Here is a 25,385-nt window from a genome sequence, read left to right on the forward strand (position 1 = left end):
AATGATACCGGCAGCATCAGTTGACCCGCAGGAGTTTTCGGCTGTACAGAAGAGGCTCGACGTCATCGAGGAGAAGGTGGAGTTCACCAACGCCGAGATACAGCAGAGCGAAGGCCGGAAGCTCGGCAGAGAAGTAGGCATCCTATACGGGTTCCTCTTCGGAGTATTGATCTACGTAGCATATAGTATAATCCTGTCGATGCTATCGACAGTGTAATGGGAGGAGAATTCGATGTTTAAGTATGATACACCACAAAAGGTTTACGAAGTGGGCAAGGCCAAGGTAGGCGGAAACCCCGGTGAGTACCCAACCGTTTTAGCGGGCTCCATATTCTATGCAAAGGAGAAGGTCTTTGCATCTAAGGAGGATATGGATAAGGGTATATTTAACAAGGAAGCTGCAGAGAAGCTTGTCAGGACGCAGGAAGAGATGTCCGATACGACTGGAAACAAGATATGGGTCCAGATCATGGCCGAGACGGACGCTGCCATGATCAAGGAGATAGAGTGGTATGCGGACATCGGCAAGGACGCATTCCTGGTCGACTCGAGCGCCGCTTCCGCAAAGATAGTCGGCGCAAAGAGGGCGGACGAGATGGGCCTGTCTGACAGGGTCATCTACAACTCCATAAACGCTGCGGTAACCGAGGCAGAGCTAAACGCCATAAAGCCCCTGAAGTTCACCGCTGCCATCGTGCTGGCATTCAACCCGATGGACCCATCGGTGAAGGGCAGGATGGAGATACTAACCAAGGGTGGCGCAGGCCACACCAAGGGCATGCTTGACGTCGCCAAGGACAAGGGCGTTACCAGGCCCCTCGTCGATGTCGCGGCCACCTCTCTTGGAGCGGGCAGCGGCTCGACTTTCAGGGCCCAGTTTGCCGTGAAGTCCCAGCTTGGCGAGCCGGTGGGCGGCGGCTACCACAACATAGCCGATGCCTGGCCATGGCTGAAGAAGTATAAGAAGCAGCCGGGCCATGAGAAGGCTATGGAGGCAGCCTCCATTGGCACGAACATAATTGCCGTCTCCCTTGGCTGCAACTTCTGCCTGTACGGCCCGATCGAGGCCGCCCCGGAGGTCTTCCCGGCGGTTGCCATGAACGACATCATCGTTGAAGAGGCCGCCAAGGAGATGGGCACCGCCTTCGCGACTGATGTCCTGCCGCTGACCAAGCTGATATAAGCATAGAAGGGCTGGCGTCCATGCCAGCTCTTGTTTATTCTTTTTTATAGCATAACCCTTAAGTAGTCATGTATCTCTAATAGCTGGCAGATTTACCCATAAAAATGTATTTGGTGTTTTTCGATGTCTGCCAGCGATACTTTCGTGCTAGAAACGCTCCTGACCCTTTGTTTGCTGCTCTTCGCCGCAAAGATCGGCGGAGAGATAGCCAGGCGTTTCGACATAGCTGCCGTGGTTGGCGAACTCCTGGCCGGGATCATACTGGCTCCCACGCTCATTGGCGGCCTGCACGTCTTTGGAATGCAGCTCATCATCGTGAACGACGCAGTCCAGATGTTCGCGGAGCTGGGCGCTGTAATGCTGCTATTCCTCGTAGGCCTGGAGACCAGGTTCGCCGACTTCACAAAGAGTGGCCTGGTCTCCACCGCAGTGGCCATTGGCGGAGTGGTCGTCCCCTTCATATTAGGCTATACATTGGTCATCTTATGGGGCTATCCGTCAAAAGAAGCCCTGCTTGTCGGCGCCGCCCTTACCGCCACCAGCATAGCGATCACTGTCAAGGTTCTCAAGGATATAGGCAAGAGCAATACGAGCGAAAGCAGGATACTCATAGGCGCAGCCGTCATCGACGACGTCCTCGGCCTCATCGTACTGGCAATAGTGCTTGGCCTCCTGGGCGGCGAGGAGCTAAACCTCGTCGACATAGGCATCGTCGCGGCAAAAGCCATAGGCTTCTGGCTTGCCCTGACCTTGCTGGGCGTGTTCGCGGTGGCAAAGCTTATAAACAGGCTATGCCCTCGCAGGGAGTGCCCGAGATACATAGACTCAGAGGGGATATTACATGGCCCGGAATCGCCCGGAACCCATTGCATATTGAAGTGTGATGGGGCGCAGGAGGCCTCGGCCATAGCTATGTGCTTCGGCTTCGCATACCTTGCGGGCCTGGCGGGCCTGGCGCCTATACTTGGGGCTTTCGCCGCGGGCATGTCCATAGCGGAAACTAAAATCCTCCACACCATCCAGGAGGTGACCGAGAAGATCAACTTCCTCATGGCGCCCCTTTTCTTCGTGGTCATCGGCACATACGTGGACCTTACGGGCCTAAGCGCAGGCTCGCTGGCGTTTGCAGCCATATTGATCACCCTGGCCATGCTAGGAAAAGTCATAGGCTGCGGGCTTCCAGCGTATCTTCTAAACAAAGACATGCATCAGGCGGTCATCGTCGGCCTTGGAATGATGTCCCGTGGAGAGGTCGGCCTCATCATAGCGGGCATCGGCGCCACCTCCGGGATATTCTCAAACGAAGTGTTCTCGGCCGTGGTGCTCATGGTAGTCGTTACCACCGTGGTGACTCCCATAGCCATGACCCAGGCATATAAGCACATTACCAGGCCTACGACTTAAAGCCTTTAAGCAAATACCGTACCAACACTAATACGGGTATTATCTCCAGCCGTCCTACCCACATGTTCATTATGACCAGGAGCTTTCCTATAGCAGGCAGCGACTGGTTAATGACGCCGCAGGTGATGCCTACGTTCCCCTGAGCGGAGCACACGGCGAAGATTATGTGGCTCAGGTCGAATCGCTGCCCTACGATATGCGATAGCAGCAGCACGCTCACCAGCGCCGAGATGAGCCAGAGGAAGGATATGAGTGACGCTTCTGCCATCTCCTGGTCCACGACGTCCTCGGTAACACGCTTTCCCCCGATCTTTATCGCCACGATAGAGTTTTTCGAGTGGAGCATCCTGGTGAACCACAGCTTGACCTCATTTCCCACGAATATGGCCCTTGCCACCTTAATTCCGCCGGCTGTCGACCCCGCGCAGCCGCCGATGACCATCGCTATGGACATCATCAGGAGAGCTGTCTGGGACCATTGTGACACGTCCGCGGACTGGAAGCCGGTACAGGTTATGGCTGATATGAACTGAAAAACCGAGTACCTTATTGATTCAGCGATATTTCCATAATAGTAATAGTTTTCAATCGAGAGCAGCAGGGCGCCAGCAACTATCATGAAAATAAAGGCCTTGACCTGGGCATCATCAAATAGCTTTGATACTCCTTTCCTTGCCGTACGGTACATGACAGCAAAGGGCAGCGCCCCGGCCACCATTATAGGCAGAAGCGCGAGCTCCAGGGGCAGGCTATGATAGGCGGCTATGCTCTCGCCATATATCGAGAACCCTCCGGTGCTTATCGCCGTCATCGCAGTGTTTAGCGCATCCCAGGCCGGTAGGCCTGTGGCCAGTAGCAATAGCATTGCCAGGATGGTCAGGGCCAGGTACAGGCTCCATATCACGTTTAATGTCGAGCGGATGCTTGGCAATATCTTATCCTTGCGCGCTTCGGACTGGTAGAGCATGTATGTGCTCGTGCCGGGGCGGATGAGTATGGTAACCATAAGCAGGATGACGCCCAGCCCCCCAATCCACTGCGTGATGCTTCGCCATAGAAGGATCATGGGATGTGAGCTTTGCGGCTCGGGCATCATGCTGAAGCCGCTCCCCGTCCATCCGGATATCGCCTCGAAGAAGGCGTCCAGCGGGCTCATATGCCCCGTCACCACGTAGGGTATGGCGCTGATGCCCGGCACGACTAAATACGCGATGGCAGCTATGACCATCGCATGCCTTAGCTCTGGATCTATGCCGGCAGGATAAAAGCTATGCAGTATCATCCCCAGCCCAATGCCCAGCACCGCCCCGTAGAAAAAGCCGTCCGCTACCTGCGTCTCTCCAATATATGCCGAAATGGCGGCCATGCCCAGCATTATGGAGCCGATGATGATGAAAAGGCCCTTCAGGTTGCTTAATATGATGGCCATATCCCTGCCTATCGGCATCATCTCACCAGGCTGCCAACCGAGAACATGCTGAAAACGCGGTCTATCAGGTTTCTTCTGATGAAAACGAATACCGAGTCTCCGGGCAAAAGCACGGTGCTGCCATCAGGGATTATTACGTCATTCCCTCTCTCTATAGCTATAATGAGCACGTTACTCGGAAGCCCGATGTCCTTTATCGCCTTGCCCGCCGCATGGGTGCCTTCCTTGATGATGATGTCGAGTATCTCGGCCTTTCCGCCTGCAAGGGTTACGAAGTCGTTAATGCCAGGCCTCAGCATGTTATTATAGATGTCCTCAGCTACGATGGCATCGGGGTTCTTGTGTATCGAGATGCCCGCCTTCTTGAATATCTCCACATGCTCCGGCTCGTTAACGATAGCCCTGAGATATTTTACCCCCTTCTCCTTTGCCTGGAGCATGACCATGAGGTTTACCGCGTCGCTGCCGGTCGTGGATATGACCACGTCGGCCTCGGATATGCCTGCTTCTTCAAGAATTGCCGCCGAAGTGGCGTCGCCGTTTACGCTGATAAGGTCATACTTAGTCACTATATCGCTGCACTTCTTGGGGTTTATGTCGATTACCACGACGTTGTGCTTTTCTGAGACAGCTATCCTTGCCAGGTTCTGGCCTATGCCGCCCAGCCCAACTATGATTACATGCATGCTGATACCCTTACAGGATGCTTTTCTTATTTTTAGGGCTTATGTTATAAATATATGCTGCCATACGCCGGGCCATCATAGCAGCCTTTATTATTGAGCGATGCACAAAATATATAGTCTTATTACAAGAAAAATCCTTAAACACACCGGTGGTCTTAATGCAGCTAAAGCCTTTGAGCAGACTTCTAGGCCCAAAACCGCACATCTCGGAAAGCCCCTACCTGTCATTGATTCCGAAGACGAGCTCTCCAGGGATGAGCGCAAAAGTGGACCTTTCTACGACTTCCTATTACGTAGTGGCATCCGTCGAGATGGGCAACACGACTACTAAGTGCATATTGACGGCGACGAACCTCGAGACGGGCAAGACGTACCTGCTAAACAAGACCGTTAAGATGTCCAGGGACGTAAGGCCGCCGAAGGAAGGCGAAAAAGTGTTCGGCAAGACGCTCGACGGCAAGAAGCTTACCAGGGAGTCAGTCGGCGAGCTGGTCAAGCAGACGCTCGAGGAGGCACACAATGCTGCGGGGCTTACCATCAAGGAAGACCTTAACTTCGTGGTCCGCTCGACGGGCGTCGTGGCGGGCTTCGCGAGGCCGGATGACGTGGGAACGTTCATCCTGGCCCTGGCAGATGGCTGCATAAAGGCGGGCGTCCCCCCAAAGAACATGACGCCGGCGATGAACAAGGAAAACTTGAACCCCCGCATAAGGAAGTTCTCCTACCTGGATAAGGTCTTCTTCGACGGGGCGGTGGCCAGCGTGCTCCCGCCCATGGGGAGCACGGGCGTGGAGATAGTGGCGAACGAGATGGAGGGCGAGCTCGCCACGGCAGGCATAAAGGAGGCTGCCAAGTGGGCGGGCGTGGACTTCCGCAACCCGGTGTGTAGCATAGATTTCGGCACGACGCTTAAAGGCCGCATCACTAACGATGGATTCCCCTACGCGAAGACCATCGGGAACTATTGCGGCCTGGCCGGGGCCATCCCGGACGCCATAGTGAGAGGCTCAGGCCTCGTCGATAGAAAGTTCGGCAACGTCCTCGATATTACGAAGCACGAGAAGCCAGGCCTGCTCACCGAAATACTGAACGACAGGGCCATAGAGGAGCACGCTAAATGGGCGCACGAGTTAATCCAGATAGAGGTGGTGCCCGATGATAGGAACTGGTGGGGCACCGTGCCGGTCAACCCGAGGGCGGCGCGTAACAACGGCGTCATACTGATAGGGTGCGAGGTGGGCGAGAATGGGAAAGACCTGCCATTATTAAACGAGGTGGGCGCGTCGCTCATCAAGAAGTATAACGTTAACACCATGCTTGCCACCCTTGACCTCGTCAGCGCCATGATAGCCGAGCGGCTATTGAAGAAGGCTCTGGAGAATAACCTCATATCCAGCAAGACGACCATAGGCATCACTGGCAGGGCCGGTATTACGGGCGATAAGCCAGCGCTGATACTTCAAAAGGTAGCCGAGATGGGCCTGTTCGAGAACCCCAACGACCACCTGGTTTTCTGTGATGATGGGCTGGCGAGGGGCGCCGCGGTCATGGCGAGGTGCATGAACTCGCTGGGCACGCCAAAGAACCCGCTGGGCGGCCAGAGGGGCGGAAAGTGCATCATGGGCGCTCGAATGAAGCTGCAGAATGCGGGCAAAAAGGTAGAGAGCTGATCAAATGGCATGCTTGAATGACTATGATTACGATATTTTATTATCACATCAAACGTATAAGGCTTCAGAAGAGTTCATCCTCTCTAATTATTGGGAGACGTACTATGTGGAGCCAGGCTATACGGTGCTTGGGCTGCGCATCCTGGGGGACGAGTACGTCCCCATAGCGGTGGAGGATAACACGAATAACCTGATAATACCATACACGAAGCCGTGTATGGGTACCTTCGTGGTGCGCATAAAGAACGTGCCGGAGGAGGTCGAGCGCATCAGGAAGAGCTACGAGAAGACGATAACGTTGAAGCAATGGAGAAAACACGCTGACGATAAAATAAAGTAAGGGGTTTAGAGCTATGCCATCCAGGAAGTCTGTCAAGGTGGCCGCCGATAAGGGGGCCGCGGAAACTGTCAAGGGGGCCGCCGATAAGGGGGCCGCGGAAAAGCCCGCTGAGGAGGCGAAGGCCGACGCCACGAAGTTTTCGGTGCCTCCAAAAGTGCTGCTGGAAATGAAGGCCGAAAGCAAGGGCGAGACCATCGAAGGCCTCATCAAGGAGCGGAACATCCAGCTTAAATCCGTCGAAGAATACCTGGGCATCCAGCAAAAGCAGGACTTTCATAGTAAGCCCATCATCCCGGGCGTTTATGACCTGCTGATACCGCCCGGCACCCCCAGGAAGCTCATCATCAAGCTGGCGAAGGAGCATCCCATTCAAATCGTGCGGAGGGATGACATTTACGTGCCCATCGGTGTGTGCGACATAGAGCGTGAGCTGTTGGCGATACGCGGGGACGAGAAGACGATAAAAAAGATGGAAAAGCTCCTTCGCAAGGAGATCGAAGCGTTCGTTGAAGGCAGGGATGCCAGGCTTCACGACTACTCGAAGCCGATCGAGCTCGAGGGCATAAAGGAGGAGCCTGCCCCGAAGCCTCCTAAAAAATCCAGGAAGGCTAAATGAGGTCAGCCGCCGCCTTCGCAGCTCATGTCCAGGTTTACGTCCTTGACCTTTAGCGCGTCTTCCATTTCCTTTATCTTCTTTTCGACTTCCTCCATGTCGACCTTTGTCATCTCTTCTTCTTCCGAGGCCTCGGAGGTTGCTACCTCCAGGTAGCGTGTGTCGTAGTATAAGCGGGTCTTGTCGAGGAGTGCCCACGTCTTGTCTTCTTCTTTCTTTAGATCAATGACCTTGCCCACTGTCCTGGTTGAGATGTACTTGACAGTCGTTCCGAGCGTTATTGGCTTACCGTAAAGGTCGGTGGCGGTGACGGTTTGGCTTGCTTCCATCGTGCTCACCATTATAAAATAAATTTTGGAGTAGATAAACTTAATCTCTTTGAAGGCGTTTTTTACCACAAGGTACACTACTTTAACGCCAGGTTTTTCACCACAAGGTACACGACATAAACACCAAGTACACAATTATTTTTAAAATAATAGGTCATGCCCACGCGCTTTAAAATAATATTAAAAGAAGTTGTGTACTTGGTGTTTATGTCGTGTACCTTGTGGTGAAAAAGAGGGCGTGGGTTTACATACCCATGCCCATGCCACCACCACGCATCTGACGCTGGGCGGCGGCCTTAGCCTCGCTGATGGTACGCTCATCGGGGCCACCAGAGGCGATGACGTCATCGATCCTCAAAATCATGATGGCGGCCTCGGTTGCAGAGCCAATGGCCTGAGTCTTAACACGCAAAGGCTCCAAAACTCCAGCCTCCAGCATGTCAACGGCCTTACCCTGGAACACGTCAAGCCCAAAGCTCTTCCCATCCTGCTTCTCATGCCTGCTCCTAAGCTCGACAAGCATGTCAATGGGGTCCAGGCCCGCGTTCTCCGCGAGCGTCCTCGGGATAATGTCCAGAGAGCTGGCGAAAGCCTCGATGGCGAGTTGCTCCCTGCCACCAACGGTCGAGGCATACTCCCTCAGCCTCAGGCCAAGCTCAACCTCGGGCGCGCCTCCGCCGGGCACTACCTTCTTATCCTCAAGGACGACCCCGACCACTCGCAGCGCATCGTGAAGCGCACGCTCATACTCGTCTATTGACGTATAACCGCCGCCACGGAGCAGCACCGTCAAAGCCTTCGGGTTCTTACAGCCCTCCACGAACAGAAGCTCATCCTCGCCGGTTATCAGCCTCTCTTCGACCAGCTCCGCATAGCCCAGGTCATTCGGATCGATGTCCTCGATCTTCGTGACCACCCTGCCACCTGTAGCCTTGGACAGCTTGGCCATGTCCGACTCGCTCAGGCTCTTGAACGCCATTATGCCGTTTCTCGCCAGGTAATGCGCCGCCAGGTCCTCGATGGATTTCTGGCAGAACACCACGTTAGCGCCTGCCTTCTTAATCGCCTCGACCTTCCTGCGCAGGATCGCCTCCTCCTGCTCCAGGAATGATTGCATCTGCTCGGGCGATTTTATCTTAATGCTCGCGTCGACCCCGGTCTTCTTTATGTCGAGCGCCACGTTCAGGAGCAGTATCCGGGCGTTCTCGACTTTTTTGGGCATGCCGGGGTTTTCCCTGCGCTTTGCCAGCGCCAGGCCCTTGATGACCGTGGAGTCGTGGACGCTTCCGCCAGTCTTCTTTTCCACCTTGATGTTATCCACGTCCACCTTGCCGTCCTCCTCGATGGCTGTGACGGCCTCGACTGCCAGGTCTGCGAGCTTTTCGCCAACTGAGTTTGCGCTCTTGCCGGTCATGGCCGTGTAGGCGACCTTCCTGAGGATTCCCCTGTCGCCAGCCGGTATCGCTATGTTGGGCAGCAGCTCGTTCGCCTTCGCCGCTGCAAGCCGGTAGCCTGCCGCTATTACCGTCGGGTGTATGGCCTGGTCCATGAGCTCGGCCGCCCTCCTGAGCAGCTCGCCCGCTAAGATGACGGCGGTCGTGGTGCCGTCACCGACCTGCTGGTCCTGCGCCTTTGCAACCTCGACCATCATCTTGGCCGCGGGGTGCTCGATGTCCATCTCCTTTAGAATCGTGGCGCCATCATTGGTGACGGTGGTATTGCCAGTAGAGTCTACCAGCATCTTGTCCATTCCCTTGGGTCCCAGGGTGCTTCGCACTGCATCTGCAACGGCAAGCGCAGCCATGATGTTGTATGTCTGCGCATCCCTGCCCCGGGTGCGGGAGGAGCCCTCCCTTAAAATATAGATTGGTTGGCCAGCTTGATCAGCCAAGTCTGAATACCTCCATAAATGTGATACGGGGTATTGTTAGGATTGTACTTCTATAAATAAATTTTCGTTAAAGGCTGCACAGGGCTGGTTAGCTATAAATATGTCGATGGATATTTTACTTCCCATTATGGACGGCATGGTCGCCTATATCGGGCTCTTGATGGCATCGCTCGTGGCCGGCGTCATCGTGGGCTTGATCAAGGGGCAGTTCTCTGAAAATGCTAAGAGGCTTATTTCAATGGCCATGACCGGCATGGTCTTCGTGCTCATACTGCTCATGGGCCTCAAGACTGGCTCGAATGACGCAGTGGTATCCAGCTTGGGAGTGTATGGGGCGCAATCGCTGCTCATCACCCTGGCAGCCATTGCGGGCAGCATAATCTTCGCCGTGCTGTTCGAAAAGCTTTTTCTAAAGGATGGCTTGAGATGACGTCTATTGCCCTTGTCATCTTATCGGCTCTCGCCATAGGCATAGTGGCGGGCGTGCTGGGCCTGGCCCCAGGGCCTTCGAGCCTGGACACGCTCATCATGGCCATGCTTTGCCTTCTACTATTTGTAATCGGGCTTGACATGAGCCAGAACAGATCGGTCGTCGCTCAAATAAAAAAGCTCGGCTGGAAGACGCTCCTGCTGCCCCTCTTCATCGCTGCGGGCAGCATCCTTGGTGCCCTTTCCGTCAGCTTTTTCATCGGCATGGACCCGCGCTATGCGATGGCGATAGGGGCGGGCTTCGGGTGGTACAGCCTATCGGGAGTCATGCTTACGAGCCTCGTAGGGGCCCAGATAGGCACTATGGCGTTATTGTCTAACGTGTTCAGGGAGATGCTTTCCATTGTCATAATGCCCCTTGTAGTGCGCCTTTTTGGCAGGCTGGCCGCCATCGCCCCGGGTGGTGCCACGACTATGGATACCACGCTACCCGTGGTGGTCCGCTATGCGGGAAGCGAGATGAGCGTCATCTCCTTCGTGAGCGGCTTCATCCTGTCCATCCTCGTGATATTTCTCGTGCCTTTCTTCGCTACCCTATAAAATTCGCAGAAGGAGATGCAGGGCCTGCCCGCTATGCCAGCGCTTTTGCATTCTAAATAATTAATTTCGGCCCGCTACCAAAACCGGTATTAATGACATATTGCAATGAGTGTAACGATGCAGCGATTCCAGAAGGCGGCTGAAAAGTGCGCGGAGAAGATAAAAAAATGCGATGAAGCAATCGTTGTCTCGCACATCGACGCGGACGGCCTCACCTCCGCGGGCATAATGTGCAAAGCCCTGGAGAGGCTTCAGAAGCCCTATGAGGCAAGATTCGCTAAAAAGCTTGATGAGGCGGCGCTAAAGTCGATAGCGGACTCCTGCGGCGGCCGGCTCGTGATATTCACCGACCTGGGGAGCGGCGCCCTCGCCACGATAAAGTCGCTTGGCATAGACGCGGTCGTGACAGACCACCATAGGCCGGCGCCCGTGGAATACGAGTGCCACATGAACCCACACCTCTATGGCCTCAACGGCTCTACGGAGATAAGCGGCGCCGGAGTGGCGTTCCTCTTGGCCCTTCGCCTGGGCGATAACGTGGACCTGAGCACGCTCGCCATCGTCGGGGCGGTAGGCGACCTCCAGGACATGCGGTCCAACGCCCTAGTGGGAGTCAACCGCGACATACTGGAACTGGCCACATCTAGAGGCTTCATCTCATACGAGAAGGACATCAAGCTGTTCGGCAGGCAGACGAGGCCCGTCTATAAGCTGTTGCAGTATAGCTCTGACCCGTTCATCCCCGGCCTCAGCGGCTGCGAAGACGCCTGTATCGCCTTCATCGAGGGGGCGGGGGTGCCCATAAAGACGGACGTCTGGCGCAGGTGGATTGACCTGCTCCCGGATGAGAAAAAAACCATTACGTCAAAGCTTTTCCAGTATTGCATGTCCTGCGGCATGCCCGCACACAAGATACAGCGGCTCGTGGGCGAGGTGTACACTCTCTTAAAGGAGGAGCCGGGTACCGAGCTGAGGGATGCCTCCGAGTATTCAACGCTGCTGAACGCCACGGCGCGCTACGACTATGCGGACGTCGGGCTGGCGGTGTGCATGGGCGACCGTGGGGAGGCTTTCAACTATGCCAGGGACCTTTTGGAGGCTCATCGCCATAACCTGGTGAATGGCCTTAACCTGGTAGCGGATAAAGGCGTTTGTAGGCTCTCTAACCTTCAATACTTTAATGCTCAAGGCGAGATACGGGAGACCATCGTTGGAATCATAGCTGGCATGAGTTCTAGCCTGGATTGTGTTAGCAGGGATCTGCCTATAATTGGCCTGGCTAAGTCTGATGGTGGCATTAAGGTCTCTGCCAGGGGTAATCATGATTTGATTCTTAGGGGTCTTAACCTTGCGGTGGCCCTCAGCGAGGCGGCTGCCGCGGTCGGTGGCGTTGGCGGCGGTCATGACATAGCCGCCGGTGCCACCATTCCCGAGGGTAAGGAGGATGAGTTTTTGGCCATCCTTGATAAGAAGATTGGCGAGCAATTGAAGGGTGATTAAAATATGATGGTCGGTAAATAGAATCCCCTTCAGCCTCTAGTAAAAGATGTGGTGCCTAACCATCCGTTATTTCATAAAGAAGATGTGGTGCCTAACTATCTAATAATAAATAAGCCAGCGAAAATGTTTTTAATCAGCCCATGCATCTTAAAAGTTAGACAGAGGAAATCAGGATGCTCACGTTTTACTCTCAAGAAAGGTGGAACAACTGGATAAACCAGGTAAAGGAGAGCAAGTTTAAGATAGACCCCAACGCCGAAGGCCTGGGCAGGGAGGGCATCGTATTCCTGGACATGGAGGAAGACGTCATCCTCGCGCTCTGCAAGGTTACGGGCAAGCTCCAGCTAGGCACTATAACGAAGGAGGAGGCAGCAAATAGCATCCAGGGCATGAAGGAGATCGTGCTCGCAAAGGTAGAGCCCATGGACGATGACAAGGATATCATGATAGAGTCGGTGCAGTCAGCGCTTGTCGGGGCCTTCGCAGCAGCCGAGTGCTTCGTCGCAGGGGATTATGACCCAAAGCAAAAGATAGAGGACCTGGTGATGGAGGCGGCCAAAGCCGAAGAGGCCGGCGACATGGACAAGGCCTTCGAGCTCATGGGAAAGGCGGGGGCGCTAATACTCGCGGGCAAAAAGTTCGACAGCGACAAGGTCTACGAGAAGATACCGCCGGAGAGCTTCGTCGCGGAGGGCGTCGACGGGCTTGATACGATCGCAGCGGTGCTCGCGGGTGGCATCGACTACACGGACGAGCCCGACGAGGAGGAAGAGTAAGCCTCACCTCCCGATTATTTTCGTCCCGACAACCTGATTTCCCCTCAACGCGTTTTCGAGCCTTCCCGGTATGAGGCCGTTTACGATCAGGGCGTCCATGCCGTGCTTTATAAGGAATCCGGGAAGCGCCCTGTCTACGCACGTCTCCACGCCCTTTATCTCTGAGGCATTGACAGTTTCCTGCAGCCTGCCGTTAAGCATTATCCCGTCCACGTCGGTGGCCTTTATCATCGGGGATGCGGTTTTCAGGGCGGCCCAGGCCGCTATCGTGTCCGAGGTGACGTCCCAGGAGTGGGGAAGCTCGTCCTGTCTCTTCAGGACCTCATAGGGGAGCAAGATGCGCACGCCCCGTTTTTTGACGAGCAAGGGGGTTAGCTCTATGCCCGCCTTATCGGAGAGGTAATATGCGTACTGGTCCATCGCAAGCACGGCCATCCAGTGGGCGGCGTCATCGGAAAGGCCATGCCTCTCATCGGCCTCCCGGACCATGTCGGCGAAAGGCCCGCCGCCTGGCACGACTAGCACGTCCGCTCCCACAGACAAAACCCTTTTTAGCATTTCATCCGCCCGCTCGAACAGGCTGCCCCCAACCTTAAGCACTATCAACCTCACCACCCCAGGCCACTCTTTATCATGTTATAGGCGATATATAGCAGCAAAGCATAAAAAATATATTTTATGTACCTCGCATGGAGGCGCTCGGATAGCACGGCGCCGGCCCTGGCACCCACTGCTGAGCCGGGGATGATGGCGATGGCGGTCATTAATGCCTCCTCAGCCGAGAAGAGCGTGCCAGAGCTCAGCCAGAAGTAAATCAGGGCGCCGAGCGACGAGGAGACTATTATCGTGGCGAGCGAGTTGGCGATGGCGTACTTCAACGGCATCCTGAAGAGCGTGTTCAGCACGGGCACCGCGACCGTACCACCACCCAGCCCCAGTAAGGCGCCCAGCAGGCCCATGATAAAGCCCAGCCCGGACAGAGCCGCCTTCTCTTCCGGCGAGGGATCGCCTATCGGCCTGCCCTCGACTGCATTCCTATGAAGAAAGGCGTTAGCGGCCATGAACATGAGGAAGGCCCCGAACAACGCCTTGAGGAAGGCCTCGGGGCTTCTGGTCGCCAGGAACGTGCCTATGATTATGCCGGCTACCGACCCCACGTTCATGATGAGGATGACTTTCCCGCTGAGCAAGCCCTGCTTACGGTATCTCATCGTGGCCGTGAACGAGACGACGACGTTATTGAGCAGCGAAACGCCTATTGCCAGGTGGATTGGAAGGCCGAATATGAGCGTTAGCGCCGGCACCAGTATGCTTGCCCCGCCTATGCCAAGCAGCCCGCCGAACGTGCCCGACACCACCCCTGTAATAAAAAACAATACGATAGTAAGCCACATGTTGAGCCTTCTAGGTCGCCTTGCCGCCGCTATTCCTGTTATCCCACTACATACTTTAAGCTACCGCAGGCTGGCATTCGGCATCCTCATATTCCGTCGGCACATGTGCCGAAAAATCATATGTGCTTCATGACATGTTTTGAAAAATCATATCTTATGGGCACACGTTTCGATAAATTATATCTCGTAGAGCCATAAATATGGCAAAACCTGCATCGGCCTGCTTCGGATTGATTTTGCACAATCTGCGGACACAGAGCTTAATATCTAATTAAATAAATAATAACATATAAGAGCGTACATGCGATAATTGCCATTGTAGGGATGGAGCAGATTGTGGACAACCCACAATTCGACGGACCTCGTGGCCCGTCGGTCATTATGACCCTCACCTTATCCATTACCCTCCCCATCACCCTTGATGGTGATGGCTACTCTTGCGGCGGTGGCATACATCGCCGCACTACCCTCTAAAAAACGTTTACCCTCCTCAATTTTTTCTATTTAATTAAAGTCTCATGGATTTACCGATAAAATCGTGTATGGCTTTACCTTTTTGGGTTAAAGAGTATATGAGAAAGTTTCCGTCCTTTCGATAGGATATGATATCGGCTTCTTTCAGGGTTTTCAGGTGATATGACAGCGCCGAGTACTTCAGGCCCGTCATCTCGACGAGCACGCAGACGCACAGCTCTCTGACGCCCAGTGCCTCAATTATCCTGACGCGGGCTGGATCTGCCAGCGCTTTAAATAGCTCCACGGTGGAGCCATAATCGTGCTCCTTAATTACTTTGAGGGCTTTCCTCTCATTTTCAGTTAATGGGTAGGGGCTGATTTGAAGCCCCTGTAATTCTTCCATACAGACGAGGTTATCATTTATGCCTTTTAAATTTTGCCTTCTAGGGAGACTTCTCGCAATCGAAGCACATGGTCTTGCCCTTGATATCCGTATAGAACTCCTTGCCGCACTTCGCGCAGATGACCTTACGGAAGCCGAGGTCTTTGTAGGGCGTGCCCCTTGCGACGTCCGCCATATTGAGCCCGCAGGCGCATCCTTCCTTCGCCATGCTATCACATCTTTGCTTTTATCCACTTTTTTATTTCGTCGAGTGACGGCACTCGTCCCATGGACTTGACCTCGCCCTCGACGGCGAATCCCGGGGTGGCGAGGATGCCCGCCTCGACGATCTGGTTTATGTCGCTAACCTTTACGACTTCTGCCTTTATGCCCATCTCGCTTATGGCCTGTTTCGCGGCCTTTTCGAGCATGTTGCACTTCGCGCATCCAGTTCCATAGATCTGGACTTTCATGCTTTCACCTTCTGAATATCGTGTTTCAATCTTTATTTAAATTATTGCTCCGAAGACCATGCCGCAAATTATTGCCATCAGGATGACGAGGCCTATATACGTGAGGCCCTTCTTGTTCCCCATTATGTTGAGGATGACGAGCATGCTGGGCAGGCTGAGCGCCGGGCCGGAGAGGAGCATGGCGAGCGCCGGGCCCTTGCCCATGCCCTGGGCCATCAGGAGGCCTACTATTGGCACCTCGGTCAGCGTTGAGAAGTACATGAATGCGCCGAAAACTGAGGCTACGCTGACCGAGAGCAGGCCGTTGCCGCCCAGGAAGGCCTGGATGAAGCTCACCGGTATCAGGTAAATTATGATGGCTCCAAAGAATACGCCCGCTATCAATAGGGGGAATATCTTTTTTATCAGGAGCCAGGTCTCGTTCATCCATGCCTTGAGCTCATCTTTCGTATACCATTTGTACGATGTATATACTGTTATTAGCACGAGCGCGGCCAGCACGGGGCCTTTTATCATCCAGTCCAGCGCCCAGCCTCCAAACATAAGTATGATGACGAGTAGAAGGAACGTGAGTGGCGTGCGGTACCTGTAGCCGCTCTCGCCCCCATCCTGCGACGTCACTATGAAGGGCGCGGCTTTCAGTTTGCTCTTTTCCTCGCTCATGGACTTCTGGTAGAGGAGTGCCATGATGGCGCCTATCACGACGGAAAGCGCAATGGCACATACTGCCCTGGCGAAGCCGATATCCAGCCCGAGCTTCTGTGCCGAGTAGACTATTGCCAGGATGTTGATGGCCGGGGCGGAGAAGAGGAACGCAGTGGCAGGCCCAATGCCCGCGCCCCTCTTGTATATCCCGGTAAACAGCGGCAACACCGTGCAGCTACACACGGCCAGCAATACGCCGCTCACGGCCGCCACGCCATAGGACACGACCTTATTGGCATCCGGCCCGAGGAATTTCAGGACCGATTCCTTCGAGAAGAGCGCCGCGATGGCGCCCGCCAGGAAGAACGCGGGCACGAGGCAGAAGAGCACGTGTAAAGATATATATTCTAAAACTGCCGATATGCCCACGTTTATCAGAGTTATGCCTAAACTGCTCAGGCTCTCGATCATGACATCACATTTCAAATGTTATTGAAATATTATGTATATAAGCTTTTTCAATGATGGTTGAAATGGAAAGCGATAAATATAGCCTTTAGATATTTATGAGGGATATGATTCCAGTTGGGGATAAGATTATAAATGCATATAAGCTTGGCGATGCCTCGTCGCCAGTGGCGGTCGCCACCCTGGCAAGCGACTATGAAAAGTTCGACCTCCGGGGCTACGCTATACTCGGAAGCTGCCAGACCGAGAACTTTGGGGTCCAGCTCGCCATCGCTAACATGCTGAAAAACCCGAACATACGCTACCTCATACTTTGCGGCAGGGAGAGCGAGCACCTCGTGGGCCATGCCTTCAAGATGCTCCACGAGAACGGCGTAGCGCAGTCCGGCCCATACAGGCGCATAATAGGATGCAGGAGCCCGCTGCCGTTCATCGACGAGATACCGCTATGGGCCGTCCACGAGTACCGGGAGAGAATTTCGTTGATCGACATGATCGGGGTTGAAGACGTGGCGCTCATCCAGGCAAGGATAGACTCGCTCATCTCCGAAGCTAAAGCCAGCCCCTGCCAGAGGGAGGCCATAGATATTGACATGCCCCCTATTGACTCCATGAGCTGGAGGAAATACTTTTACGTAGAAGAAAGCCGGCGCAAGAAGATGCTGGCTGGCGTGGACTGGAAATAGAATATTATTTGCCTGAGCCAAGCTCTCGCCTTATCACTACCACAGGCTTCGATGTCATCCAGTTCTCGACGACACAAGCAATGCCTTCTCAAACATTCCCGGCCTCCTTATGGCCTGCCTCCAGGCCCGCTCACAACTGGCATATAGCCAGGACGCCCGTCCGGGTGATACCACCGGAGGCTTATCCTGCGGGCGACATGGACGAGGGCCAGCATGACGGGCACCTCGATGAGGGGGCCAACGACGGCCGCAAACGCCTCGCCAGAGCCAATCGTGAATACCGCAACGGAGACCGCAATGGCCAGCTCGAAGTTGTTGCTCGCCGCGGTAAACGAGAGAGTCGTGGAGTCCGCATATCTGAACCCTAGCTTGTAGGACATGAAGAACGATATGGCGAACATCAGCACGAAGTACACGAGCAGCGGTATGGCGATCCGTAAAACGTCAAGGGGCAGCGCCACGATGTACTCGCCCTTCAGGGAGAACATGACTATTATGGTGAAGAGCAGGCCTACGAGCGCCGTGGGCCCCAGCTTCTTCATGAACACGTTATCGTACCAGTCCTTGCCCTTGAGCCTCAGGCCAGCCGCCCTCGTGATTATGCCGCCCAGGAACGGTATGCCCAGGTATATGAACACGGCCTTGGCGACCTGCCAGATGGAGACGTTCACCACGACGCCAGCGGTGGCCCCGCCTATCCAGCCCGATAAGACGGTCACGAAGACGTATGCCAGGACCGAGTAGAAGATGACCTGGAATATGGAGTTCAGGGCTACCAGCACGGCGCAGAGCTCGTTATCGCCGCCCGCAAGCTGGTTCCACACGAGCACCATGGCGATGCACCGTGCAAGCCCTATCATTATCAGCCCTATGCGGTACTCGGGCAGGTCGGGCAGGAGTAGCCAGGCGAGTGCGAACATGAGCACAGGGCCTACGAGCCAGTTTTGGACAAGCGATAGCCCCAGCGCCCTTCCCTGCTGCCTCAACCTGGACAGCTCTTCGTACTTTACCGCCGCCAGGGGCGGGTACATCATCCAGATAAGGCCAATGGCGATGGGTAAAGACACTTCCTCGATGCGCACCGAGTCCAGTATCGGCACTATCTGCGGGTAAACGTTACCTAAGATAATCCCCGCGGCCATGGCCAGCAGTATCCATACAGTCAAATACTTGCTTATGAAGCCCAGGCCGCCCTTCGCGGCGCCACCCGTATTATTTGACGATACGCTCATCTATCCACCCGGTATAAGATATCCATTCACTTCATAGGTAATAAAATTATTTCAAATTGTGTTGAAATTACTTATCTTCGCATTTCTTTTTTGAAAAAGTGTTAACGCAAAGGCTTTCGTAGATGACGATGAATATACCTCAGGAGAAATCTGGATGGCCGATATTTACGACGTGGCCATAATCGGCGCAGGCCCCGCGGGCCTGACCGCCGCAATATACTGCGGCAGGTCGGGCCTATCAACCATAGTCTTCGGGAACATTTACGACTCCCAGATAGCGAAGGCGGGGGATATAAGGAACTACCCGGGGATAGAGTCAATCCAGGGCGTGGACCTGATAGAAAAGTTCCAGAGCCAGGCGGAGCGCTATGGCATAAAAATCGTGACGTCTAATGTGACAAGGGCAATACCAGGCGAGGTTTTCACGCTATACTCGGACGTGGACGAGTATAAGTGCAGGAGCGTCATTGTCGCCACCGGCTCAAAGCACAGGGAACTCAACATACCCGGTGAGAAAGATTTTGTCTATAAGGGGGTTTCCTATTGCTCCATTTGCGATGGCAACCTCTATAGGGGCAAGCCTGTGGCCATGGTGGGGAGCGGAGACCTTGCCGCGAAGGCCGCCCTATACCTGGCAGGCCTGTGCAAAGAGGTACTGGTGTTGACGGAAAAGCACGACATGGACAGCCCCATGTACATCGAGCAGGTAAGGTCTACGGGTAATATTCGGGTCATTGGCGATGCGAGGGTGCTTGCCATCGAGGGCAGGGAGTACGTCGAGCGCATAAAGTTCCAGGCCAACGAAGGGCCGGTTGAGACGGCGAATGTGGAAGCGGTTTTCATCGAGGGCGGCATACCTAACACGCTGCTCGCGCAAGAACTGGGCCTGAAGCTTGACGATAAGGGCAACATCGAGGTGAGCCGCCCCGACCAGTCCACGAACGTTGAGGGCGTGTTCGCTGCAGGAGACGTCACGAGCGGCATACACCAGGTATCAAAAGCGGTTGGCGAGGGCGCGAGCGCGGCGATGAGCGCCATCATGTACGTTAAGAAAAAGGCTAAAAAATAAACCTCTGCCATTAGCCTGCTAAGGCATCAAAATTTTTGGTTTTATCATTGGCCGCCTCACTTCCAGTCTACCGGCACCGCTTGCCGCCACCTTCCACAACCTCGGTGCCCTTCTCCGGCCTCATGCACTTGAACTCGCCATATACTAAATCGTAGTTGTTTAATCAGAGGTTCAAACAGTAGCTTGAGCGATCCCGGGGCTGGAAGCGCGGTTGAAGACTAACACTTGTCATATGAACTTCGCGGGCTTCGACGTCAGGATAATATAAATTATCGCAGGGCCAAACTTATTTAGGCGCGCCCCGTCATTTTAACGTTAATATGTCGCGAGAGCTGAGCGAATACGACTGGCAGATCTTCAGAAAATTGTGCCCGGAGCTGCCCGAAGGCAGCAGGTATAGGTCCATTTTGCCCCCTCTATCCAGGTTCTATTCGAAGTCTAAGGAGGATTTCGTGCAGCGGGTCGAGCGGCTGACTGATGAAGAGCTTGATTATCTGGTGGGCCTCGTGGAGAACGGCGAAGAGTGCTTGAGCTGTATCGTGCCAGAGTATAAGGAAGCGTTCGTGGAGATGGTGGAGCGTAGGTCCCCGAAACGGGCTGAGAAGTTCAGGAAGCTTATCGACTTTTTGGAGACGCCAAGCTAGATAATTCTTTGATCTTTTTGAGCGTAGCTATGGCATCCTCGGCTTTCAGGCTCAACGGCTTTTCCTCTATGTACCTTGATAGAGCGTCAGCCTTTTTTGCGCTCAATATGTTTTTTTTCACGGCGAGCTTCAGGATGGCGGGGTAGACCCTATCCGGGTAGTACATGCCCGCCACCATGGAGATGAGAGCGCTCTTCTCCTCGCCCGTGATGACCCTGTCGAGTTCTGCGGCTTTAAGCTGGTAGCGAACGTTCACAAGGGGCTCGGAAATCTGCTCTCCTGTTAAGGGGTTATATGTAACCGCCACCTCGTCATCGGCCACGAGCCTGCCCGAACGGTAGCACTCATAGATACGGCCCACTCCAATCATTCCAAAAACGTCAAGCTCAGAGGCCCGCAGGGCGCCCATGCTTGAGCCTCCCACCACGACGACGCCCTTCTTCATGACGGCAATGATCTCCTTGTGCCCGACCGGCGAATCGCTATAAAAAGCGCCGTCAATTATGCCGATGATGCCGGCACCATCCTCAAGGGCTTTTTTCAGGTCGCCCCTGCGCACGGGCGGACGGTAATCAGCATCCAGGATAGCCCTGGCCTTATCAATGGAAAGGCTGGGGCCCAGATAGACGATAACCTTAGTCATCTTTGCGTAGGCCTTTTACAGCGGGAGCCTATCCGCTCACGGTCGATGGCGTACATCTCCAATCCGGGCACGGTGACGCGCACAACTGGTATTCCCAGGTTATCCCGCGTAAGGTCCGTAACCACGACGGCGTCAACGATGCCCTTGAGCATCTTTATCGCCTTCTCGATATCCCCTTTATGGGAGTCGGTGGAAAGGTCGGGCAACTCCTCAAGCCTGACCTTCTCCTTGCCATCGGCGTACCAGTGCCCGTTGAGCCGCTTCATGCGCTCATACCCTATCCTCCGCACCACCCTCTCGCGGTCAGTGTCCTCCCTTGCCCCCTGAATCTGCGTTGCACGGCTCTGCGCAACCTCAGTCAAAGCCCTTAAAACGGCAATCCGAGCGTCCAGGTGCGTGCCCACGCCCATGACCAGCAGCGATGGGTCCATAAGCTCCTTATCGTCGGTGGCAGCGAGAACTGTAGGAATGCCCGAGTCCGTGGGCAGGTACCACAGCTTGACCTCTACGTTTGCCTTCACAAACTTATCGTAGAGCTCGAAGGCGAGGCCATCCTTCTCAGCGATGACGATCTCCCTGCCCGTCTCCCTGGTGGCCTCAGCGACTGAAAGCGCGTCCCTCTCGACGACCTCCATCAGCCCATGGAATATGGCCTCCTCAAGGGTGTTCCCGGAGGCAAGGCCATTGGTATTACTCCTAAACAGCCTAAACGGTGCAAGGTAAGGGTGAAACACGGCATTACACGGCAGCAGCACCTCCTTCTTATGCATCAGGTCAAAGCCGTCAATCCAGTCAAGCTTGACGTTTGGCAGCAGGATCCCCGGCAATATCAGGCTTTGGGGGTTTATCGCCGTCCTTCCATTCGAGACCTCGCTATAGGTGCCTATTACAACCCTTTTCTTATCGGCATTATGGAACTCGGATGAATACCTCTCCACGGCCTCCATCATGACCGATACCTTCGCCTCTACGGGCGTGGCCCCCTTGCCCGCGTAGACCGATATGGCGCCTTTCGCTGATGATGGGCGTATGGCGGAGTACACGGGTATGCCAATCCTGTCAAGGCCGGAAATCTCTGCCACCCTTGTCACGCCGATGTCGGGCAATACCTTTTCGACCCTCTTCAAGGTCTCCTCAGGGGGGACCACACGGTGGGTATCCTTTGTGTAGCCCTTTGGGGTCCTCTTAAGCGTTATTTTCATCTCATCACCATCGCCGCCGCTCGAATACACTATGAGGCTGAACCGTATTTAAGCTGTCGCAGGCTAAATATTTTCACGGCGCTCGTGCGATAAGCATTTGATATTTGCGGTAAATCCATTACTAGTTATGCCTACGTATTCGCACTCCAGGCTATCGGCTTATGAGGCCTGCCCATTGAAGTACAGGTACGCCTACGTAGACCGCCTTGAGCCGGAGAGGCTGCCGGAGAACGTCGAGGCATTCATGGGAAAGAGGGTACATGAGGCCCTCCACAAGCTATACTCGGACCTCATGCGCTCCAGGCGAGACACGCTCGACGATGTACTGGCATACTATGATGAGGCGTGGGACAGACAATGGAGCGACGGCGTGGAGGTGGTCAGGAAGGGGACCACGCTTGAGGAGTATCGAGAGCAAGGGAGGCGCTGCCTGAGAGACTACTTTAGCCGCTACGCGCCCTTCGATGGCGATAAGACGCTCGGGCTGGAGATGAAGCTCTTCATCAGGATCGACGGCTACAGGCTCATAGGATACGTTGACCGAATTGCAATAAAAAACGGGCGACTTGAGATACACGACTATAAGACATCAAGGAGCGTGCCATCCCAGAGCTTTTTTGAAGAGGACCGGCAGCTAGCCCTTTACCAGATAGGGGTCAGGGATATTTGGAGGGAAGCCGGGCACGTCGACCTGGTCTGGCATTACCTCATACAAGGCCTGGAGGTCAGGTCTGCCAGGACGCCTGAAAAGCTGGAAGAGCTCAAGTCTTCTATCGCTGCCCTCATCCGCAGGATAGAGAGGGCGGAGAGAGAATACGACTTCCCCGCGGTGGTGGGCGGCCTCTGCGCATGGTGCGAGTATCGATATTTATGCCCATTTTGCGGGCGCCAGGATTGAATATGATGGAGCACACAAATACTATGATGGTTATGATGGACCCCGTGCTAGAGCATAAGCTGTTAGGCCTCAGGCGCATATTACAGGACATGAGAAGCATTCTTGTGGCGTTCTCGGGCGGCGTGGACTCGACGTTCTTGCTAAAGTGCGCGGTGGACACCCTGGGGGTAGAGAGAGTGGCAGCGGCGACGGCGGTGTCCGAGACGATGCCACCGGGGGACCTGGACGCGGCCATGTCCATAGCGAAAGGCCTGGGCGTCAGGCACATCGTCTTCACCTCTCCAGAAATTGAGAACGCGGAATTCGTCGCAAACACGCCCGAGCGGTGCTACATATGCAAGAAAGGGCGATACGCCAGGCTTTTAGAGCTCAAGGAAAAGCTGGGCCTGGACTACATAGCGGACGGCTCTAACAAGGATGATGAGGCCGACTATCGTCCTGGCGAGAAAGCCATCAGGGAACTTGGAATCCGCTGCCCGCTCAGGGAGGCGGGGCTGTTCAAGGCGGAGATAAGGGAGCTATCCAGAGAGATGGGCCTGCCGACGTGGGACAGCCCATCAAGCGCATGCCTGGCCACGAGGCTGCCCTATGGCGAGCACATTACCAAAGATAAGCTAAGGATGGTCAGGGACGCCGAGGCGGCGCTACATTGCTTTGGCTTCACCCAGCTAAGGGTGAGGCACCATGGCGACCTGGCCCGCATAGAGGTGCCCGAGACTGAGATGGCCGACGTATTAAAATACAGGGCGGACGTAGTGGAACGAGTAAAAAAGGCGGGGTTCACCTTCGTCGCCCTCGACCTCGAGGGGTTCAGGAGCGGCAGCATGAACGAGGCCTTGAGAGGGCGCTAGGCATGAAGGCCATTTACCTTGACTGCTTTTCAGGAATAAGCGGGGACATGTTCCTCGGCGCGATGGTAGACATGGGGATAGGCCTTGATACGATTCTATCAGGGCTATCTGGCCTGGGCCTTAGCATTAGCCTCAACGCCGCGAAGGTGAGAAAGAAGGGCATCACGGGGACAAAGGTCGATGTCATCGTTCCAGACGCCGCCGAGGAAAGGCACCTGGCGGATATCATGGAAATAATCAATAACAGCGGCCTGCCCGAAGATGTCAGGTCTTTGTCGGGCAGGGTATTCAGGCGCCTGGCGGAGGCCGAGTCCAGGGTTCACGGCGTTCCGGTGGAGGAGGTTCATTTCCACGAGGTAGGCGCCCTGGATACGATAGCAGACGTGATCGGGGCGGCCATATGCTTTAAGGCTTCGGGAGCGGAAATCCTGTGCTCTTCTCCGGTGAACGTGGGGGGCGGCTTCGTGAAAACGTCTCATGGCATGCTGCCCGTCCCGGCGCCGGCAACGCTGGAATTGCTAAGGGGCGCCTCCATATATTCCTCGGGGCTGGATGCCGAACTTGTCACGCCCACCGGCGCGGCCATCCTCTCAGAGCTTTGCTCATACTATGGCCCTATGCCCCTCATGCGCGTAGAAAGGATTGGATATGGCGCGGGGTCAAAAGACCTTGAGATGCCTAACCTTTTGAGGGCCATTATCGGGGAGATTCCAAAAAATGCCCGTAAGGGCCGCTAAGCCTCATTCTTTTTCAGGCTTTTTTGAAAAAAGCCTGGCCAGCTCGCCTTTCACATAGCTCATGATATATGGGGCGGCGAAAGCGGCCGCTCCAGAGATGAGCCTCGACGTCAGCGAGGGCCTGCGCCTTTCCTCGACTTTGGCCTGCGGCTGCATACCCGCATCCCTTATAGTCTTCTCGCGGGGCATGAGCAGGCCCAGCAAGCGATATGCCACGAACCCGGCGCTGGCGGCGGCCGCCATCGATACATATGGGTGAGACTTCACGGTATCGGCCACCGGCCTCACGGCCTCCGACGGAATGCCAAAAAGGGCCTTCTTAAAGCCGGCGTACGCCTCCGCCAGCCGCGCCCCCGTGACCTTCACGTCGGCTTCCGTAACGTTCTCCCTCGGCGCCATCAGGCATTCTCCACGGTCTTAGGCGTCTTTAGCGATAGCCTGCGCGTGAACATGAAATATGCCAGCCCTGCTGCCAGCAATAAGGATGCAAGGCCACATAATAGCAGTGCGGCCCAAATAGGTATCAGCGTTGACACGAAGAGTATGACGCCCACGGATATTGAGAGCGTCCCCACGACGAGGAGCGACGCGACCACCGACAGGTAGATGACCTGCCGCAAGACGAAGTCCAGCGGGTCGAGCACGTAGTGCTGGATATACAGGTCGGTCTTCTGGCGTATGTAAAGGTCGAGGTATTTTACCATGCTAGCGAGCTCGGCCTCGACAGACGGCCTCGCCGTGGGGCCTTCAGCCAA

The 25,385-nt window shown here is 54.9% G+C and carries 31 protein-coding genes; 16 read left to right on the plus strand and 15 right to left on the minus strand.

Translation table 11 applies throughout. The features are described from left to right. The first annotated feature begins 1 nt into the window (after position 1). The 3 genes from mtrG to MTC_RS04705 all read left to right on the plus strand — a co-directional run bounded on the left by mtrG (position 2) and on the right by MTC_RS04705 (position 2,587). Complete coding sequence (gene mtrG / locus MTC_RS04695; RefSeq protein ID WP_014405536.1) at positions 2-217, plus strand: tetrahydromethanopterin S-methyltransferase subunit MtrG; 216 nt, start codon at positions 2-4, stop codon at positions 215-217. A 15-nt stretch (positions 218-232) separates the two neighbouring features. Further along, positions 233-1,183, plus strand: coding sequence for a tetrahydromethanopterin S-methyltransferase subunit H (gene mtrH, locus MTC_RS04700; RefSeq protein WP_014405537.1), 951 nt, complete (start codon positions 233-235; stop codon positions 1,181-1,183). 123 nt (positions 1,184-1,306) lie between these two features. Then, entirely contained in the window at positions 1,307-2,587 is a 1,281-nt protein-coding gene (locus MTC_RS04705; protein ID WP_014405538.1) for a cation:proton antiporter, read from the plus strand. Here MTC_RS04705 and MTC_RS04710 read toward each other — a convergent pair. Both MTC_RS04710 and MTC_RS04715 read right to left on the minus strand, forming a co-directional pair. Continuing rightward, positions 2,577-4,037: a TrkH family potassium uptake protein gene (locus MTC_RS04710; RefSeq protein ID WP_014405539.1), complete on the minus strand. Its 1,461-nt coding sequence runs from the start codon at positions 4,035-4,037 to the stop codon at positions 2,577-2,579. The genes MTC_RS04705 and MTC_RS04710 overlap by 11 nt on opposite strands. Beyond that, on the minus strand, positions 4,034-4,702 hold the full coding sequence (locus tag MTC_RS04715; RefSeq protein WP_014405540.1) for a potassium channel family protein: 669 nt from the start codon (positions 4,700-4,702) through the stop codon (positions 4,034-4,036). Before MTC_RS04715 ends, MTC_RS04710 begins: the two co-directional genes overlap by 4 nt. A 158-nt stretch (positions 4,703-4,860) precedes the next feature. Here MTC_RS04715 and MTC_RS04720 point away from each other — a divergent pair, with 158 nt between their 5' ends. The 3 genes from MTC_RS04720 to MTC_RS12650 are packed head-to-tail and all read left to right on the plus strand — an operon-like array spanning position 4,861 to position 7,328. Continuing rightward, positions 4,861-6,372, plus strand: coding sequence for a methanogenesis marker 14 protein (locus MTC_RS04720; RefSeq protein WP_014405541.1), 1,512 nt, complete (start codon positions 4,861-4,863; stop codon positions 6,370-6,372). A gap of 4 nt (positions 6,373-6,376) precedes the next feature. After that, on the plus strand, positions 6,377-6,712 hold the full coding sequence (locus MTC_RS04725; protein ID WP_014405542.1) for a DUF1894 domain-containing protein: 336 nt from the start codon (positions 6,377-6,379) through the stop codon (positions 6,710-6,712). A 13-nt stretch (positions 6,713-6,725) separates the two neighbouring features. Beyond that, positions 6,726-7,328, plus strand: a complete 603-nt coding sequence (locus MTC_RS12650) for a hypothetical protein (RefSeq protein ID WP_014405543.1) — start codon at positions 6,726-6,728, stop codon at positions 7,326-7,328. A 2-nt stretch (positions 7,329-7,330) separates the two neighbouring features. Here MTC_RS12650 and MTC_RS04735 read toward each other — a convergent pair whose 3' ends face one another. Both MTC_RS04735 and thsA read right to left on the minus strand, forming a co-directional pair. After that, entirely contained in the window at positions 7,331-7,654 is a 324-nt protein-coding gene (locus tag MTC_RS04735) for a DUF2098 domain-containing protein (protein ID WP_048189546.1), read from the minus strand. A 244-nt stretch (positions 7,655-7,898) separates the two neighbouring features. After that, positions 7,899-9,545, minus strand: coding sequence for a thermosome subunit alpha (gene thsA, locus MTC_RS04740; RefSeq protein WP_014405545.1), 1,647 nt, complete (start codon positions 9,543-9,545; stop codon positions 7,899-7,901). A 127-nt stretch (positions 9,546-9,672) separates the two neighbouring features. Between thsA and MTC_RS04745 the strand changes: the two genes are divergently transcribed. From MTC_RS04745 to MTC_RS04760, 4 genes are all read left to right on the plus strand, one after another. Next, a complete protein-coding gene (locus tag MTC_RS04745) occupies positions 9,673-9,975 on the plus strand; it encodes a LysO family transporter (RefSeq protein WP_014405546.1) in 303 nt (100 codons plus the stop codon). Further along, positions 9,972-10,574, plus strand: a complete 603-nt coding sequence (locus MTC_RS04750; protein WP_014405547.1) for a lysine exporter LysO family protein — start codon at positions 9,972-9,974, stop codon at positions 10,572-10,574. Before MTC_RS04745 ends, MTC_RS04750 begins: the two co-directional genes overlap by 4 nt. A gap of 117 nt (positions 10,575-10,691) precedes the next feature. Then, on the plus strand, positions 10,692-12,074 hold the full coding sequence (locus MTC_RS04755) for a DHHA1 domain-containing protein (RefSeq protein WP_014405548.1): 1,383 nt from the start codon (positions 10,692-10,694) through the stop codon (positions 12,072-12,074). 173 nt (positions 12,075-12,247) lie between these two features. Beyond that, the gene (locus tag MTC_RS04760; RefSeq protein ID WP_014405549.1) at positions 12,248-12,850 is read left to right on the plus strand and encodes a DUF2150 family protein; all 603 of its coding nucleotides are present in this window, start codon (positions 12,248-12,250) and stop codon (positions 12,848-12,850) included. 3 nt (positions 12,851-12,853) lie between these two features. Here MTC_RS04760 and MTC_RS04765 read toward each other — a convergent pair whose 3' ends face one another. The 6 genes from MTC_RS04765 to MTC_RS04785 all read right to left on the minus strand — a co-directional run bounded on the left by MTC_RS04765 (position 12,854) and on the right by MTC_RS04785 (position 16,671). Further along, on the minus strand, positions 12,854-13,462 hold the full coding sequence (locus MTC_RS04765; RefSeq protein ID WP_237705973.1) for an amino acid kinase family protein: 609 nt from the start codon (positions 13,460-13,462) through the stop codon (positions 12,854-12,856). After that, positions 13,459-14,244, minus strand: a complete 786-nt coding sequence (locus MTC_RS04770) for a sulfite exporter TauE/SafE family protein (RefSeq protein WP_014405551.1) — start codon at positions 14,242-14,244, stop codon at positions 13,459-13,461. Before MTC_RS04770 ends, MTC_RS04765 begins: the two co-directional genes overlap by 4 nt. A gap of 508 nt (positions 14,245-14,752) precedes the next feature. Beyond that, positions 14,753-15,103, minus strand: a complete 351-nt coding sequence (locus MTC_RS04775) for an ArsR/SmtB family transcription factor (protein ID WP_014405552.1) — start codon at positions 15,101-15,103, stop codon at positions 14,753-14,755. Positions 15,104-15,143: 40 nt separating this feature from the next. Beyond that, positions 15,144-15,311 carry a hypothetical protein gene (locus MTC_RS13460; protein ID WP_014405553.1) on the minus strand — a complete coding sequence of 56 codons (168 nt, stop codon included), beginning with the start codon at positions 15,309-15,311 and terminating at the stop codon, positions 15,144-15,146. A 4-nt stretch (positions 15,312-15,315) separates the two neighbouring features. Then, positions 15,316-15,555 (minus strand): thioredoxin family protein, encoded by a 240-nt coding sequence (locus tag MTC_RS04780; protein WP_014405554.1) that lies wholly within the window; start codon positions 15,553-15,555, stop codon positions 15,316-15,318. Between the two features lie 36 nt (positions 15,556-15,591). Continuing rightward, positions 15,592-16,671, minus strand: a complete 1,080-nt coding sequence (locus MTC_RS04785; RefSeq protein WP_014405555.1) for a permease — start codon at positions 16,669-16,671, stop codon at positions 15,592-15,594. 104 nt (positions 16,672-16,775) lie between these two features. On the opposite strand from MTC_RS04785, the gene MTC_RS04790 reads away from it, so the two are divergent. Then, positions 16,776-17,354: a tetrahydromethanopterin S-methyltransferase subunit A gene (locus tag MTC_RS04790; RefSeq protein WP_143767074.1), complete on the plus strand. Its 579-nt coding sequence runs from the start codon at positions 16,776-16,778 to the stop codon at positions 17,352-17,354. Positions 17,355-17,461: 107 nt separating this feature from the next. Here MTC_RS04790 and arsB read toward each other — a convergent pair whose 3' ends face one another. Beyond that, complete coding sequence (gene arsB, locus MTC_RS04795) at positions 17,462-18,586, minus strand: ACR3 family arsenite efflux transporter (RefSeq protein WP_014405557.1); 1,125 nt, start codon at positions 18,584-18,586, stop codon at positions 17,462-17,464. Between the two features lie 154 nt (positions 18,587-18,740). On the opposite strand from arsB, the gene MTC_RS04800 reads away from it, so the two are divergent. Continuing rightward, positions 18,741-19,655, plus strand: coding sequence for an NAD(P)/FAD-dependent oxidoreductase (locus MTC_RS04800; protein WP_014405558.1), 915 nt, complete (start codon positions 18,741-18,743; stop codon positions 19,653-19,655). Between the two features lie 320 nt (positions 19,656-19,975). After that, the gene (locus tag MTC_RS04805) at positions 19,976-20,299 is read left to right on the plus strand and encodes a hypothetical protein (protein ID WP_014405559.1); all 324 of its coding nucleotides are present in this window, start codon (positions 19,976-19,978) and stop codon (positions 20,297-20,299) included. Here the strand turns inward: MTC_RS04805 and MTC_RS04810 are convergent. After that, positions 20,271-20,942, minus strand: a complete 672-nt coding sequence (locus MTC_RS04810; RefSeq protein ID WP_014405560.1) for a TfuA-related McrA-glycine thioamidation protein — start codon at positions 20,940-20,942, stop codon at positions 20,271-20,273. The two genes, MTC_RS04805 and MTC_RS04810, sit on opposite strands and share 29 nt — an antisense overlap. Beyond that, the gene (locus tag MTC_RS04815; protein WP_048189012.1) at positions 20,939-22,144 is read right to left on the minus strand and encodes a YcaO-related McrA-glycine thioamidation protein; all 1,206 of its coding nucleotides are present in this window, start codon (positions 22,142-22,144) and stop codon (positions 20,939-20,941) included. The genes MTC_RS04810 and MTC_RS04815 overlap by 4 nt, the downstream gene beginning before the upstream one ends. A 127-nt stretch (positions 22,145-22,271) precedes the next feature. Here MTC_RS04815 and MTC_RS04820 point away from each other — a divergent pair, with 127 nt between their 5' ends. From MTC_RS04820 to larC, 3 genes are read left to right on the plus strand one after another with little or no spacing between them, the layout of a single operon-like run. After that, the gene (locus MTC_RS04820; protein WP_014405562.1) at positions 22,272-23,042 is read left to right on the plus strand and encodes a RecB family exonuclease; all 771 of its coding nucleotides are present in this window, start codon (positions 22,272-22,274) and stop codon (positions 23,040-23,042) included. Between the two features lie 32 nt (positions 23,043-23,074). Then, complete coding sequence (gene larE, locus MTC_RS04825; RefSeq protein WP_143767200.1) at positions 23,075-23,893, plus strand: ATP-dependent sacrificial sulfur transferase LarE; 819 nt, start codon at positions 23,075-23,077, stop codon at positions 23,891-23,893. Positions 23,894-23,895: 2 nt separating this feature from the next. Then, positions 23,896-24,630 carry a nickel pincer cofactor biosynthesis protein LarC gene (gene larC / locus MTC_RS04830; RefSeq protein WP_052322792.1) on the plus strand — a complete coding sequence of 245 codons (735 nt, stop codon included), beginning with the start codon at positions 23,896-23,898 and terminating at the stop codon, positions 24,628-24,630. 3 nt (positions 24,631-24,633) lie between these two features. Here larC and MTC_RS04835 read toward each other — a convergent pair whose 3' ends face one another. Together MTC_RS04835 and MTC_RS04840 are read right to left on the minus strand one after the other, a co-directional pair. Then, a complete protein-coding gene (locus MTC_RS04835) occupies positions 24,634-25,029 on the minus strand; it encodes a hypothetical protein (RefSeq protein WP_014405564.1) in 396 nt (131 codons plus the stop codon). Next, positions 25,029-25,385: a hypothetical protein gene (locus tag MTC_RS04840; protein ID WP_014405565.1), complete on the minus strand. Its 357-nt coding sequence runs from the start codon at positions 25,383-25,385 to the stop codon at positions 25,029-25,031. Before MTC_RS04840 ends, MTC_RS04835 begins: the two co-directional genes overlap by 1 nt.

Origin of the sequence: Methanocella conradii HZ254 (assembly GCF_000251105.1) — an archaeon.
GTDB lineage: Archaea > Halobacteriota > Methanocellia > Methanocellales > Methanocellaceae > Methanocella > Methanocella conradii.